9 protein-coding genes are annotated in these 12,131 nt (G+C 71.6%); 5 read left to right on the top strand and 4 right to left on the bottom strand.

Annotation, left to right across the window (positions count from 1 at the left end; translation table 11 throughout):
* Window position 1: 1 nt before the first annotated feature.
* A complete protein-coding gene (locus tag ACQRWP_RS05110; protein WP_430501038.1) occupies window positions 2-1,144 on the bottom strand; it encodes a FecCD family ABC transporter permease in 1,143 nt (380 codons plus the stop codon).
* Window positions 1,141-2,187: a FecCD family ABC transporter permease gene (locus tag ACQRWP_RS05105; RefSeq protein WP_430501037.1), complete on the bottom strand. Its 1,047-nt coding sequence runs from the start codon at window positions 2,185-2,187 to the stop codon at window positions 1,141-1,143. The genes ACQRWP_RS05110 and ACQRWP_RS05105 overlap by 4 nt, the downstream gene beginning before the upstream one ends.
* Window positions 2,188-2,328: 141 nt before the next feature.
* On the opposite strand from ACQRWP_RS05105, the gene ACQRWP_RS05100 reads away from it, so the two are divergent.
* On the top strand, window positions 2,329-2,688 hold the full coding sequence (locus tag ACQRWP_RS05100) for a YciI family protein (RefSeq protein WP_238658882.1): 360 nt from the start codon (window positions 2,329-2,331) through the stop codon (window positions 2,686-2,688).
* 12 nt (window positions 2,689-2,700) lie between these two features.
* Here ACQRWP_RS05100 and ACQRWP_RS05095 read toward each other — a convergent pair whose 3' ends face one another.
* Window positions 2,701-3,093 (bottom strand): cytidine deaminase family protein, encoded by a 393-nt coding sequence (locus tag ACQRWP_RS05095; protein WP_430501036.1) that lies wholly within the window; start codon window positions 3,091-3,093, stop codon window positions 2,701-2,703.
* A 143-nt stretch (window positions 3,094-3,236) separates the two neighbouring features.
* On the opposite strand from ACQRWP_RS05095, the gene hrpA reads away from it, so the two are divergent.
* Window positions 3,237-7,295, top strand: a complete 4,059-nt coding sequence (gene hrpA / locus ACQRWP_RS05090; RefSeq protein WP_430501035.1) for an ATP-dependent RNA helicase HrpA — start codon at window positions 3,237-3,239, stop codon at window positions 7,293-7,295.
* A 51-nt stretch (window positions 7,296-7,346) separates the two neighbouring features.
* Here the strand turns inward: hrpA and ACQRWP_RS05085 are convergent, their stop codons facing one another.
* Window positions 7,347-8,279 carry a LysR family transcriptional regulator gene (locus ACQRWP_RS05085; RefSeq protein ID WP_425699614.1) on the bottom strand — a complete coding sequence of 311 codons (933 nt, stop codon included), beginning with the start codon at window positions 8,277-8,279 and terminating at the stop codon, window positions 7,347-7,349.
* A gap of 83 nt (window positions 8,280-8,362) precedes the next feature.
* On the opposite strand from ACQRWP_RS05085, the gene ACQRWP_RS05080 reads away from it, so the two are divergent.
* The 3 genes from ACQRWP_RS05080 to ACQRWP_RS05070 are packed head-to-tail and all read left to right on the top strand — an operon-like array spanning window position 8,363 to window position 11,746.
* Window positions 8,363-9,046: a succinate dehydrogenase cytochrome b subunit gene (locus ACQRWP_RS05080; RefSeq protein WP_425699864.1), complete on the top strand. Its 684-nt coding sequence runs from the start codon at window positions 8,363-8,365 to the stop codon at window positions 9,044-9,046.
* A 1-nt stretch (window position 9,047) separates the two neighbouring features.
* Window positions 9,048-10,985, top strand: coding sequence for a fumarate reductase/succinate dehydrogenase flavoprotein subunit (locus ACQRWP_RS05075; protein ID WP_430501034.1), 1,938 nt, complete (start codon window positions 9,048-9,050; stop codon window positions 10,983-10,985).
* On the top strand, window positions 10,982-11,746 hold the full coding sequence (locus ACQRWP_RS05070; RefSeq protein ID WP_430501033.1) for a succinate dehydrogenase/fumarate reductase iron-sulfur subunit: 765 nt from the start codon (window positions 10,982-10,984) through the stop codon (window positions 11,744-11,746). Before ACQRWP_RS05075 ends, ACQRWP_RS05070 begins: the two co-directional genes overlap by 4 nt.
* Window positions 11,747-12,131 lie beyond the last annotated feature (385 nt).

Raw genomic sequence — 12,131 nt, 5'->3', positions numbered from 1 at the left:
GTCACGACGACCGCCGCCGGCCGCGCAGCAGCAGGAAGATCAGGTACGGGCCGCCGATCGCGGCGGTCAGCACACCGGCGGGTAGTTGGGTGGGTGCGAACAGCCGCCGGCCGGCCAGGTCGGCCAGCACCAGCAGGAGGGCGCCGAGCAGCGCCGCGCAGACCAGCGGTGGTCGTTCAGCACGTACCAGTCGTCGGGCCACCTGCGGGGCGACCAGCGCCACGAAGTCGACGGCGCCGACCTGGGCGGTGACCATCGCGGCGACGAGTACGCCGGTGCCGGCGAGGCCGAGCCGGCGGGCCACCGGGCGCAGCCCGACGCCCCGGGCGGTGTCGTCGTCGAGGGCGGTGCTGTTCAGCGCCCAGCCGGCCCAGGCCAGCACCGGCAGCAGCACCAGCAGTGTGCCCGCGATCCAGGCGGCCTCGGTCCAGCCCTTGCCGGCCAGGGTGCCGATCAGCCAGATCTGCGCACGTAGTCCGTCGATCGGGTCGGCGGTGAGCATGACCACCTCGGTAAGCGCCCGGAAGCCGAACGCGACCGCCACGCCGGCGAGCACGAACCGCTGCGCGGCCAGCCCGTGCCGGGCGCCGAGGGCGAACAGCAGCACCGCCGCGAGCAGCCCGCCCACCAGCGCGGTGGGTGCCACCAGCACCGCGGCCATTCCGCTGGTCAGGGCTACGGTCGCGGCGAGGCCGGCGCCCTGGGTGATGCCGATGACGTCCGGGCTGGCCAGTGGGTTGCGGGCCACGCTCTGGATCAGCGTGCCGGCCACGCCGAAGGCGGCGCCGGCCACGGCCGCCAGCACGACCCGCGGCAGTCGAAGATCAAAGACCACGAGGTCGTACGGGGTGCCGGCGCCGGAGAGGGCGCGCAGCACGTCGGCCGGGGCGACGTACGGGGTGCCCAGCGAGAGGCTGAGCACGACGGCCAGCAGGAGCAGCACGGTCAGCACGGCGGCCACCAGTACCGCGCGACGGCGGATCAGCAGGCTGGCCGGGCCGATCCGCAGCAACGACCGCCCGGGCAGCCCAGCACGGCCGGCACTGTCGGCACGGCCGGCACCGACCGCGACGGCCGACAAGCCGACGGGGCCAGCCGAGCCGGGTGGGTCAGTGGGGCCGGAGGAACGCCGGGTGGTCGTCACGCGGTCACCACCCGGGCGCGGCGGACCAGCACGGCCAGCAGTGGCGCGCCGATCAGCGCGGTGACGATCCCGGCCGGGATCTCGCCGGGCGGGGCGACGAGCCGACCGACGATGTCGGCGGCGAGCAGCAGCGCCGGCCCGAGCAGGGCGGAGACGGCGAGGGTCCAGCGGTGGTCCGCGCCGACCAGGGCGCGCGCCAGGTGCGGCACGGCCAACCCGACGAACGCGACAGGTCCGGCGGCGGCCACCGCGGCACCGGTCAGCAGCACGGCGGCGAGGCCACCACCGAGGCGGACCAGGCCGATCCGGTGGCCGAGGCCACGGGCCACGTCGTCGCCGAGGGCCAGCGCGTCCAGACCGCGGGCCACCAGGGCGGCCAGCACCAACCCGGCGAGGACGAACGGCAGCACCTGCGCGGCGACCGTCAGGTCCCGGCCGGCCAGCCCGCCGACCACCCAGAAGCGGTACTCCTCGAAGGTGCGGGCGTCGATGCTGAGCAGCGCGTACACCCCGGAGGCCAGGCTGGCGTCGAGCGCCGCGCCGACCAGCGCGAGGGTGACCGGGCTGGCGCCCTCGCGGGCGCGGGTGGCGATGGCGAAGACCAACAGCCCGGCGATCAGGGCTCCGGCGATGCCGAACCAGACGTACCCGGCGAGCGTGCCGACGCCGAAGACGGAGATCGCGAGCACCACCCCGAACGACGCGCCCGCGCTGATGCCGAGGATGCGCGGCTCGGCGAGGGGGTTGCGGGTGAGCGCCTGGAACAACACCCCGGCCACGGCGAGCGCGAGCCCGACAGCGAGGCCGAGCGCGGTCCGGGGCATCCGCAGCTCACGGACGATGGTGCTGGCGTCGCCGCCGTCCGGCGCGACGAGCGCGTGCCACACCTGGTCGACGCCGAGTTGTCGGCTGCCGAGCGCGAAGCTGGCCAGCACGGTGAGCAGCAGCACCAGCGCGGCCCCGACGGTGACGGCCACCCGGCGGCCGGTGCGGGTGCCGGACCGGTTGCGGGCCGGGGTCGGCCGGGTGGCGAGGGTGGTCACGAGTCTCCTGCACGTTCACGCTTAGGTTCGCCTAACCTTAGCCGCTCGGTTGAGGGTCACCTAACTGGCGCTTATCGATCCGCGACAGGCTGAGCAGGGCAGACGCCCGCGCGGAGGGGGCCGCGCGCCTAGGGTTGGCTCATGCGATTCGACCAGCACACGGTCGTCCTGCTGACCCGGCCGTCGGATCCGCCGGAGCTGCCGCAGGACGCGATCGACCGGTTGCGGGACGCGCACCTGGCCCACCAGGCGGGCCTCGTGCAGCAGGGGCTGGTGCTCGCGGCCGGGCCGTTCCTGCACCCCGACGACGAGCAGCTGCGGGGCTTCGTGGTGCTGTCCATCGCCCCGGACGAGGCACGCGCGCTCTTCGCCAACGACCCCGCCGTGCGGGCCGGTCGCCTGGTCGCGCGGGTCACGTCGTGGCTGCTTCCGGAGGGCAACCTGCGGTTCGAGAGCGTGCCGGTGCCGCAGTCGATGCTGGAGGCGGCCTCCGGGGACTGACGCCGGGCCCGGTCAGCCGGCCGAGCCACTGCCGGTCTCCGCCGGCAACTCGCCGAGCGGGACCACCCGCAGGGCGTCCATCGGGCCGACGATCACCCGCAGTTCCGGGAAGTAGTCCCGCAGCACCTGCCGGCACCGGTCACAGGGCGCGACGACCTCGCGCCCACGGTCGGCGACCGTGACGATCGTCTCCAGCGCGGTGACACCCTGGGTCGCGGCCGTGCCGATCACGACCAGCTCGGCGCAGGCCCCTCCGGTGGCGTGCTGGACGTTCACGCCGGTGAAGACCCGCCCGTCCGCGGTCCGGGCCGCCGACGCGACCGTGTGGTGCTGGCTGCGGCAACGCAGCTTGGAGACCGCCGTGGCGGCCTGCACCAACGCGCGGTCGGTGTCGCGCATCTCCATCCGGCTCCCCCAGAGCTCGACGTCGGCCGCCAACTCTAGGGCCCGCTCGTGGCCGTCAAGGGACTGGAGGTGGCCTCCGGGAAGCCGGCCGCTCGGTAACCCAGGGGCGGTGCGCCGCCGGGCTGCCTATCCTTGGGCACGACATGCAGAATCCAACCGCCTCCGCCGCGTCCGACCCCGTTCGCGAGCTGCACCGCCGCCTCACACCTCTGATGTTCCGCGACCAGCGCCGGCTCCAGCGGCGACTGGACGGTGCCCGCAAGCTGCGCGACCCGCAGCGTCGGGAGGCGGCACTGGCCGAGATCACCGCCGACCTGGTCCGGGCCGAGCAGCGGCTCGCCGCCCGCCAAGCGGCGGTGCCCGTGATCACGTACCCGGTGGGTCTGCCGGTCAGTGAGCGCAAGGACGACATCGCCGCCGCCATCCGTGATCACCAGGTGGTGATCGTGGCGGGCGAGACCGGCTCCGGCAAGACCACCCAGATCCCCAAGATCTGTCTGGAGTTGGGGCGCGGGGTGCACGGCCTGATCGGGCACACCCAGCCCCGGCGGCTGGCCGCCCGGACGGTGGCCGACCGGATCGCCGAGGAGCTGGGCACCGAGTTGGGCGACGTGGTCGGCTACAAGGTGCGCTTCACCGACCAGGTCAGCGAGCGCAGCCTGGTCAAGCTGATGACCGACGGCATCCTGCTGGCCGAGTTGCAGACCGACCGGATGCTGCGCCAGTACGACACGCTGATCATCGACGAGGCGCACGAGCGCAGCCTCAACATCGACTTCATCCTCGGGTACCTGCGGGAGCTGCTGCCCCGACGACCCGACCTCAAGGTGATCATCACCTCGGCGACGATCGAGACCGACCGGTTCGCCCGGCACTTCGCCGGGCCACCCACGGCCGACGAGCCGGAGGGCGTGCCAGCGCCGGTGGTCGAGGTTTCGGGGCGTACCTACCCGGTGGAGGTGCGCTACCGGCCCCTCGTCGAGCTCGCCGAGGGCGAGGAGGACGGCGACGAGGAGAACGTCCGGGACCAGATCCAGGCTATCGGCGACGCCGTCGAGGAGTTGGCCGCCGAGGGCCCCGGCGACATCCTGGTCTTCCTCAGCGGTGAGCGGGAGATCCGGGACACCGCCGACGCGCTGGGCAAGCTGGTGCAGACGAAGCGAACGCTCCTCGGCACCGAGATCCTGCCGCTGTACGCGCGGCTCTCCTCCGCCGAGCAGCACCGGGTCTTCGCCGCGCACTCCTCGCGCCGGGTGGTGCTCGCCACCAACGTCGCGGAGACCTCGCTGACCGTGCCCGGCATCAAGTACGTGGTGGACCCGGGCACCGCCCGTATCTCCCGCTACTCCAGCCGGCTCAAGGTGCAGCGGCTGCCGATCGAGCCGGTCTCCCAGGCCTCGGCCAACCAGCGCAAGGGCCGGTGTGGCCGCACCTCGGACGGCATCTGCATCCGCCTCTACGACGAGCAGGACTTCCTCTCCCGGCCCGAGTTCACCGACCCGGAGATCCTGCGAACCAACCTGGCGTCGGTCATCCTCCAGATGACCGCGATCGGGCTCGGCGACCTCGCCGCGTTCCCGTTCATCGACCCACCGGACAAGCGCAACATCACCGACGGCGTCAACCTGCTGCACGAGCTGGGCGCGTTGGACCCGACCGAGGCCGACCCGGCGAAGCGGCTCACCGCGCTCGGCCGGCGGCTGGCCCAGTTGCCAGTCGACCCGCGCCTGGCCCGGATGGTGGTCGAGGGCGAACGCAACGGCGCCGCCACCGAGGTGCTGGTGATCGCCGCCGCGCTCTCCATCCAGGACCCGCGGGAGCGACCGGCGGAGAAGCAGGCCCAGGCGGACCAGGCGCACGCCCGGTTCGCCGACAAGGAGTCGGACTTCGTCGCCTTCCTCAACCTGTGGCGCTACCTGCGTGAGCAGCAGCGGGAGCTGTCCTCCAGCGCGTTCCGCCGGATGTGCAAGGCGGAGTACCTGAACTACCTGCGGATCCGCGAGTGGCAGGACATCGTCAGCCAGTTGCGCCAGGTGCTGCGTACCCCGTCCGACGGCGACCGGCGGGGTGGGCGGCCGGCGCGCGACACCTCGGACGACGCGGACGCCGGCCGGGGCCGTCGGGGTGGCGCGGACCTGCCGGAGGAGATCGACACCCCGAAGGTGCACCAGTCGCTGCTGCCCGGCCTGCTGTCGCACATCGGCCTGAAGGACGCCCAGAAACACGAGTACCTGGGGGCGCGGGGCGCGAAGTTCGCGCTCTTCCCCGGGTCGGCGTTGTTCAAGAAACCGCCGCGCTGGGTGATGGCCGCCGAGCTGGTGGAGACCTCCCGGCTGTGGGGGCGCATCGCCGGCCGGGTCGAGCCGGAGTGGGTCGAACCGCTCGCGCAGCACCTGGTCAAGCGCAGCTACAGCGAACCGCACTGGGAGAAGAAGCAGGCCGCGGTGATGGCCTACGAGAAGGTCACCCTGTACGGCGTCCCGCTGGTCAGCTCCCGCAAGGTCAACTTTGGGCGGATCGACCCGACGCTGAGCCGGGAGCTGTTCATCCGGCACGCCCTCGTCGAGGGCGACTGGCAGACCCACCACCAGTTCTGGGCGGACAACAAGCGGCTGCTCGCCGAAATCGAGGAGTTGGAGAGCCGGGCCCGCCGCCGGGACATCCTCGTCGACGACGAGACCATCTTCGGCTTCTACGACCAGCGGATCCCGGCCGACGTGTCCTCCGGCCGGCACTTCGACAGCTGGTGGAAGAAGACCCGCCGCGAGCAACCCGACCTGCTCACCTTCACCCGCGACCTGCTGATCAACGACGGCCGACCGGGGGTGGACGAGGACGACTACCCGGACGAGTGGCAGGCCGACGGGGTGAGCCTTCCGCTGACCTACCGGTTCGAGCCGGGCACGCCGGACGACGGCGTCACAGTGGACATCCCGCTGCCGCTGCTCAACCAGGTGCCGGCGGAGACCTTCGACTGGCAGGTGCCGGGGCTGCGCGAGGAGACGGTGATCGCGCTGATCCGCTCGCTGCCCAAGGCGATCCGCCGCAACTTCGTCCCGGTGCCGGACTACGCCCGGGCCGCCCTGGCGGCGATCACTCCCGGCGAGGAGTCGCTGCTGGACGCGCTCACCCGGCAGCTGCGCCGGATGACCGGGGTGACAGTGCCCCGCGACGCCTGGGAGCCGGGCAAGCTCCCGGCGCACCTGCGGGTGACCTTCCGGGTCCTCGGCGACGACGAGAAACCGGTCGCCGAGGGCAAGGACCTGCCGGCCCTGCAACGCCAACTCCGCCAGGAGGTACGCCAGGTGGTGGCGGCCGCCGCACCGGAGGTCGCCCGCACCGGGCTGCGCGAGTGGAGCATCGGCACCCTCCCTCGCACCATCGAGCAGGTCCGCGCCGGTTATGCGGTCACCGCGTACCCGGCGCTGGTCGACGAGGGCGCCACGGTCGGGGTGAAGGTGTTCGACTCCCCCGCCGAGGCGGAGGCGGCGCACTGGGCCGGCACCCGCCGACTGCTGCGGCTCACCGTGCCGTCCCCGGCGCGGTTCCTCCAGGGGCGGCTGGACAACGAGGCGAAGCTGGCGTTGAGCCGCAACCCGCACGGCGGCGTACAGGAGCTGATCGAGGACGCGGCGGGCGCGGCCATCGACCGGCTGATCGGCGTGGCCGGCGGGCCGGCGTGGGACGCCGACGGCTTCGCGGCCCTGCGCGAGAAGGTCCGCGCCGACCTGGTCGACACCGTCGTCGAGGTGATGGACCGGGTCCGCAAGGTCCTCGCCGCCGCGTACGCCGTCGAGCAGCGGCTCGGCGCGACCCGCAACCTCGCCGTGGTGGCGGCGCTGGCCGACATCCGCAGCCAGCTCGCCGGGCTGGTGCACGCCGGTTTCATCACCGAGACCGGGTACGCGCGCCTGCCCGACCTGCTGCGCTACCTCACCGCCATCGAGCGTCGGCTGGAGCGGCTGGGCGGCAACCCGCAGCGGGACCGCCAGCAGCAGGACCGGATCGCGGTGGTGCAGAAGGAGTACGCCGACCTGCTCGCCAATCTGGCGCCGGCCCGCCGTCAGGAGACGGCCGTCCGGCAGATCCGCTGGATGATCGAGGAGTTGCGGGTGAACGTCTTCGCCCAGGCGCTGGGTACCCCGTACCCCGTCTCCGAGCAGCGGATCTATCGGGCGATGGACGACGCCGAGGGCCGCTGAGCCCGGCGGCCGGGCCGCTGCCGGCCCTTCGCGGCGGCGGCCTCGGCCGGGTCAGGTCAGTGGCTCGACGCCGGGGGGCAGTTCGCCGAGGTCGATCGCCGACTGGATGTAGTCGAGCAGGATCCGTCGAAGCTCCCGACCGGCGTGGGTGGGTACGACGTCGCGCCGACGGGCCACCGCGATGGTCCGCCGCACGCCGGGCGGGGCGAGCGGAGTGATCCGCACGCCCGGCCGGCGGGCCAGCACGATGCCGGGCACGAGCGCGATGCCGAGCCCCGCCTCGACGAAGCTGAGTACCGCGTCCATCTCGCCGCCGTCCACCGCGAAGGTGGGTTCGAAGCCCGCCTCCCGACACGCCTGGATGGTCGCGTCGCGTAGGTCGTACCCCTCCCGGAACATCACCATCGGTTGGTCCCGCAGGTCGGTGATGCGCAGCTCCCCGGTCGTCGACGCGGTCGCCACCTCCCCCACCGAGGCCACCACCAGGCTCTCCCGCAGGATCGGGTCGACCCGCAGCCCCGGGTCGGCCCCCTGCGCCGGCATGATGATCAGGGCCAGGTCGAGGTCGCCGCGCAGGAGGTCGCGGACCAGGTCCTGGGAGCCGCCCTCTTCGACGCGCAGGTCGATGGTGGGATGCGCGTCGCGGAACCGGCGCAGCACCGGCGGGGCGAGCGAGGTGGCCAGACTGGGGGTGGCCCCGAGCCGGACCCGGCCCCGGCGCAGCCCGACCAACTCCTGGACCTCCCGGGTCGCGGTCTCCACGTCGGCGAGGATCCGGGTGGCCAACGGCAGCAGCACCTCACCCGCCGCGGTGAGCGCGATGTTGCCCCTTACCCGCTCGAACAGTGGGGCCCCGAGGTCGGCCTCCAGAGCGTGAATTTGCTTACTGAGAGAGGGCTGAGTGATGCCCACGATGTCGGCGGCTTGGGTGAAATGTCGTACTTCGGCCACCGCGACGAAGTACCGGAGCTGATGGAGCTGCATCTAAATAGCTTACGGCTATCAACACTGCGAGTTTGATGCATTGGACGACTGGTCGAAGTGCTCCTAGCGTCGGTCCTGTGGTAATCACGAAGACTCGGTCGCCCATCCGCTCAAACGTCGGCCTCAAGGCCGTCATGGCGGTGACGGGCATCCTGCTGGCGCTGTTCCTCATCGCCCACATGCTCGGCAACCTGAAGGTGTTCACGGGGGAGACCTCGTTCGACCACTACGCGCACTGGCTGCGCGACATCGGCAAGCCACTGCTGCCCGGCGTCTGGTTCCTGTGGATCCTGCGCACCGGGCTGGTCGTGGCGGTCGTCGCCCACATCGTCGCCGCCACCGTGCTGGCCCGGCGAGCCCGCGCCGCCCGCCCGGTCAAGTACGCCCACCGCAAGAAGGTCAACGGCAGCTACGCGGCCCGCACGATGCGCTGGGGTGGAGTGATCATCCTGCTCTTCGTGATCTACCACCTGCTGGACCTGACCACCGGCACGCTGAACCCGGTCGGCGACGCCAGCAAGCCGTACGGCAACGTCGTCGCCGACTTCGCCCCGGAGCGCTGGTACGTCACGCTCTTCTACACGCTGGCCATCCTCGCGGTGGGCTTCCACCTGCGCCACGGCGCGTTCAGCGCGTTCCGCAGCCTCGGCCAGCAGACACCACGCGGCGAGCGCAGGGCGCGTACCGCGGCTCTGATCTTCGCCGTGCTGCTCTGCGCCGGGTACCTGGTGGTCCCGTTCGCCGTACTCACCGGATTGGTGTCCTGACATGGAACTCTTCACCGAGGGCGACCCGATCGCCGACACCAAGGCTCCCGCCGGCCCGGTCGAGAAGCGTTGGGAGACCCGGCGCTTCGAGGCCAAGCTGGTCAACCCCGCCAACCGCCGCAAGATGACGGTGATCGTGGTCGGCACCGGCCTGGCCGGCGGCTCCGCCGCCGCGACCCTGGCCGAGCAGGGCTACCACGTCAAGTCCTACTGCTACCAGGACAGCCCGCGCCGGGCGCACTCCATCGCCGCACAGGGCGGCATCAACGCGGCGAAGAACTACCGCAACGACGGCGACTCCGTGCACCGGCTCTTCTACGACACCGTCAAGGGCGGCGACTTCCGCTCCCGGGAGTCGAACGTGCACCGGCTCGCCGAGGTGTCGGTAAACATCATCGATCAGTGCGTCGCCCAGGGGGTGCCGTTCGCCCGCGAGTACGGCGGCCTGCTGGACACCCGCTCCTTCGGTGGCGCCCAGGTACAGCGCACCTTCTACGCCCGGGGCCAGACGGGCCAGCAGCTGCTGCTCGGCGCGTACCAGGCCCTCGAGCGGCAGATCGGCCTGGGCAACGTCGAAATGAACACCCGGCACGAGATGCTGGAACTGGTCCTCGTCGACGACAAGGCCCGCGGCATCGTGGTCCGGGACCTGGTCACCGGTGAGATCAGCACCGAGATGGCCGACGCCGTGGTGCTCGCCTCCGGCGGCTACGGCAACGTCTTCTACCTCTCCACCAACGCCAAGGGCTGCAACGTCACCGCCACCTGGCGCGCGCACCGCAAGGGCGCGTACTTCGCCAACCCGTGCTACACGCAGATCCACCCGACCTGCATCCCGGTCTCCGGCGACCACCAGTCGAAGCTGACCCTGATGAGCGAGTCGCTGCGCAACGACGGCCGGGTCTGGGTGCCGAAGACCAAGGGTGACGACCGCAGCCCGAAGGACATTCCGGAGGACGAGCGGGACTACTACCTGGAGCGGATCTACCCCTCCTTCGGCAACCTGGTCCCCCGCGACATCGCCTCCCGCGCCGCGAAGAACGTGTGCGACGAGGGTCGGGGCGTCGGGCCGACCAAGCTCGGCGTCTACCTCGACTTCGCCGACGCGATCGGCCGGCTGGGCCGCAAGGCCATCGAGGCCAAGTACGGCAACCTCTTCGAGATGTACGAGCGGATCACCGGCGAGGACCCGTACGAGGTGCCGATGCGCATCTACCCCGCCGTGCACTACACGATGGGCGGCCTGTGGGTCGACTACGACCTCCAGTCGAACATCCCCGGCCTGTTCGTGATCGGCGAGGCGAACTTCTCCGACCACGGCGCGAACCGGCTCGGCGCCTCGGCGCTGATGCAGGGCCTCGCCGACGGCTACTTCGTGCTGCCCACCACCATCGCCAACTACCTGGCCTCCGGGCCGCTGGAGAAGGTCGACGCCAGCCACCCGGCGGCCGTCGAGGCGCGCACCGACGTCGAGGACCGCGTCCAGCGGCTGCTCGCGGTCGACGGCGACCGGACCGTGGACTCGTTCCACCGGGAACTGGGCCAGATCATGTGGGAACACTGCGGCATGGAGCGCAGCGAGGCCGGGCTGCGCAAGGCGATCGACGAGATCCGTGCCCTGCGCGAGCAGTTCTGGCAGCGGGTCAAGGTGTCCGGCACCGGCGAGGAACTCAACCAGTCGCTGGAGAAGGCCGGCCGGGTGGCCGACTTCTTCGAGCTGGCCGAGCTGATGTGCATCGACGCCCTGCACCGCGAGGAGTCCTGCGGCGGCCACTTCCGGGCCGAGCACCAGACCCCCGACGGTGAGGCGCAGCGCGACGACGACCGGTTCGCGTACGTGGCGGCCTGGGAGTTCACCGCCGACGGCGAGCCCTCGTTGCTGCACAAGGAAGACCTGAAGTTCGAATACGTCCACCCCACGCAGCGGAGCTACAAGTGAACCTGACCCTGCGCATCTGGCGCCAGAAGGGCCCTGAGGACAAGGGTCGGATGGAGACCTACCCGGTCGACGACGTGTCCCCGGACATGTCGTTCCTGGAGATGCTCGACGTACTCAACGAGCGGCTGATCCTCGCGGGCGAGGACCCGGTGGCGTTCGACCACGACTGCCGCGAGGGCATCTGCGGCATGTGCGGCCTGATGATCAACGGCGACGCGCATGGGCCGCAGCGCGGCACCACAGCGTGCCAGCTGCACATGCGGCAGTTCAAGGACGGCGAGACGATCGACATCGAGCCGTGGCGGGCCAGCGCCTTCCCGGTCGTCAAGGACCTGGTCGTCAACCGGAGCGCCTTCGACAAGATCATCGCGGCTGGCGGTTACGTCACCGCGCCGACCGGCAGCGCGCCCGAGGCCCACTCCACCCCGGTGGCCAAGGCCAACGCCGACGCCGCCTTCGAGTCCGCGGCCTGCATCGGCTGCGGCGCCTGCGTGGCAGCCTGCCCGAACGGCTCCGGCATGCTCTTCACCGCCGCCAAGCTCACCCAGCTCTCACTGCTGCCCCAGGGCCAGCCCGAGCGCTACACCCGGGTGATCGGCATGGTCGACGCGCACGACGAGGCCGGCTTCGGCGGCTGCACCAACGCCGGCGAATGCACCCCGGCCTGCCCGAAGGGCATCCCGCTGAACACCATCGGCCGGCTCAACCGCGACTACCTCGCGGCCACCGCCAAGGGAGCCAACAACACCCCCGGTTCCTGAGGTCCGCCGTACCGACCGCCGTATCCCGCTCTCCTGGGGGTACGGCGGTCGCGCGTTCTGGCTCTTGGGCTTCAGTTGCGGCGGTGAGGGCTGGGGCACGCCGACAGCTCCCCACCGACGCGCCCACGAACCCGGCCCAGGCGAGCCCACCCAGCGCACTCCGGCCCGTGCGGCACCCCACCCTTCTCGCCTCGCACCCCGTCGCACCCCGCCTCACCCTCTCGGATCGCTTGATCCACTCGTGTTTCAGGAAGTCGACCTGTCACCGGGTGTCGGATACCGCGACTTCAAGGAACGCGAGTGGATCAACTCGACTCGGCCTAGAAGACCCACTCACCAGCGCGACAAAGACGATCCAGACGGGTATTTCGCCGCTCCAGTGAGG

The sequence above is a fragment of the Micromonospora trifolii genome, assembly GCF_050516465.1.
GTDB lineage: Bacteria > Actinomycetota > Actinomycetes > Mycobacteriales > Micromonosporaceae > Micromonospora > Micromonospora trifolii.
This window is presented reverse-complemented; position numbering and strand designations above follow the sequence as displayed.

Coding starts and splice junctions, on each gene's coding strand:
- ACQRWP_RS05100 (WP_238658882.1), top strand. CDS start 2,329: ATGCGATTCGACCAGCACACGGTCGTCCTGCTGACCCGGCCGTCGGAT.
- ACQRWP_RS05095 (WP_430501036.1), bottom strand. CDS start 3,093: ATGGAGATGCGCGACACCGACCGCGCGTTGGTGCAGGCCGCCACGGCG.
- hrpA (WP_430501035.1), top strand. CDS start 3,237: ATGCAGAATCCAACCGCCTCCGCCGCGTCCGACCCCGTTCGCGAGCTG.
- ACQRWP_RS05085 (WP_425699614.1), bottom strand. CDS start 8,279: ATGCAGCTCCATCAGCTCCGGTACTTCGTCGCGGTGGCCGAAGTACGA.
- ACQRWP_RS05075 (WP_430501034.1), top strand. CDS start 9,048: ATGGAACTCTTCACCGAGGGCGACCCGATCGCCGACACCAAGGCTCCC.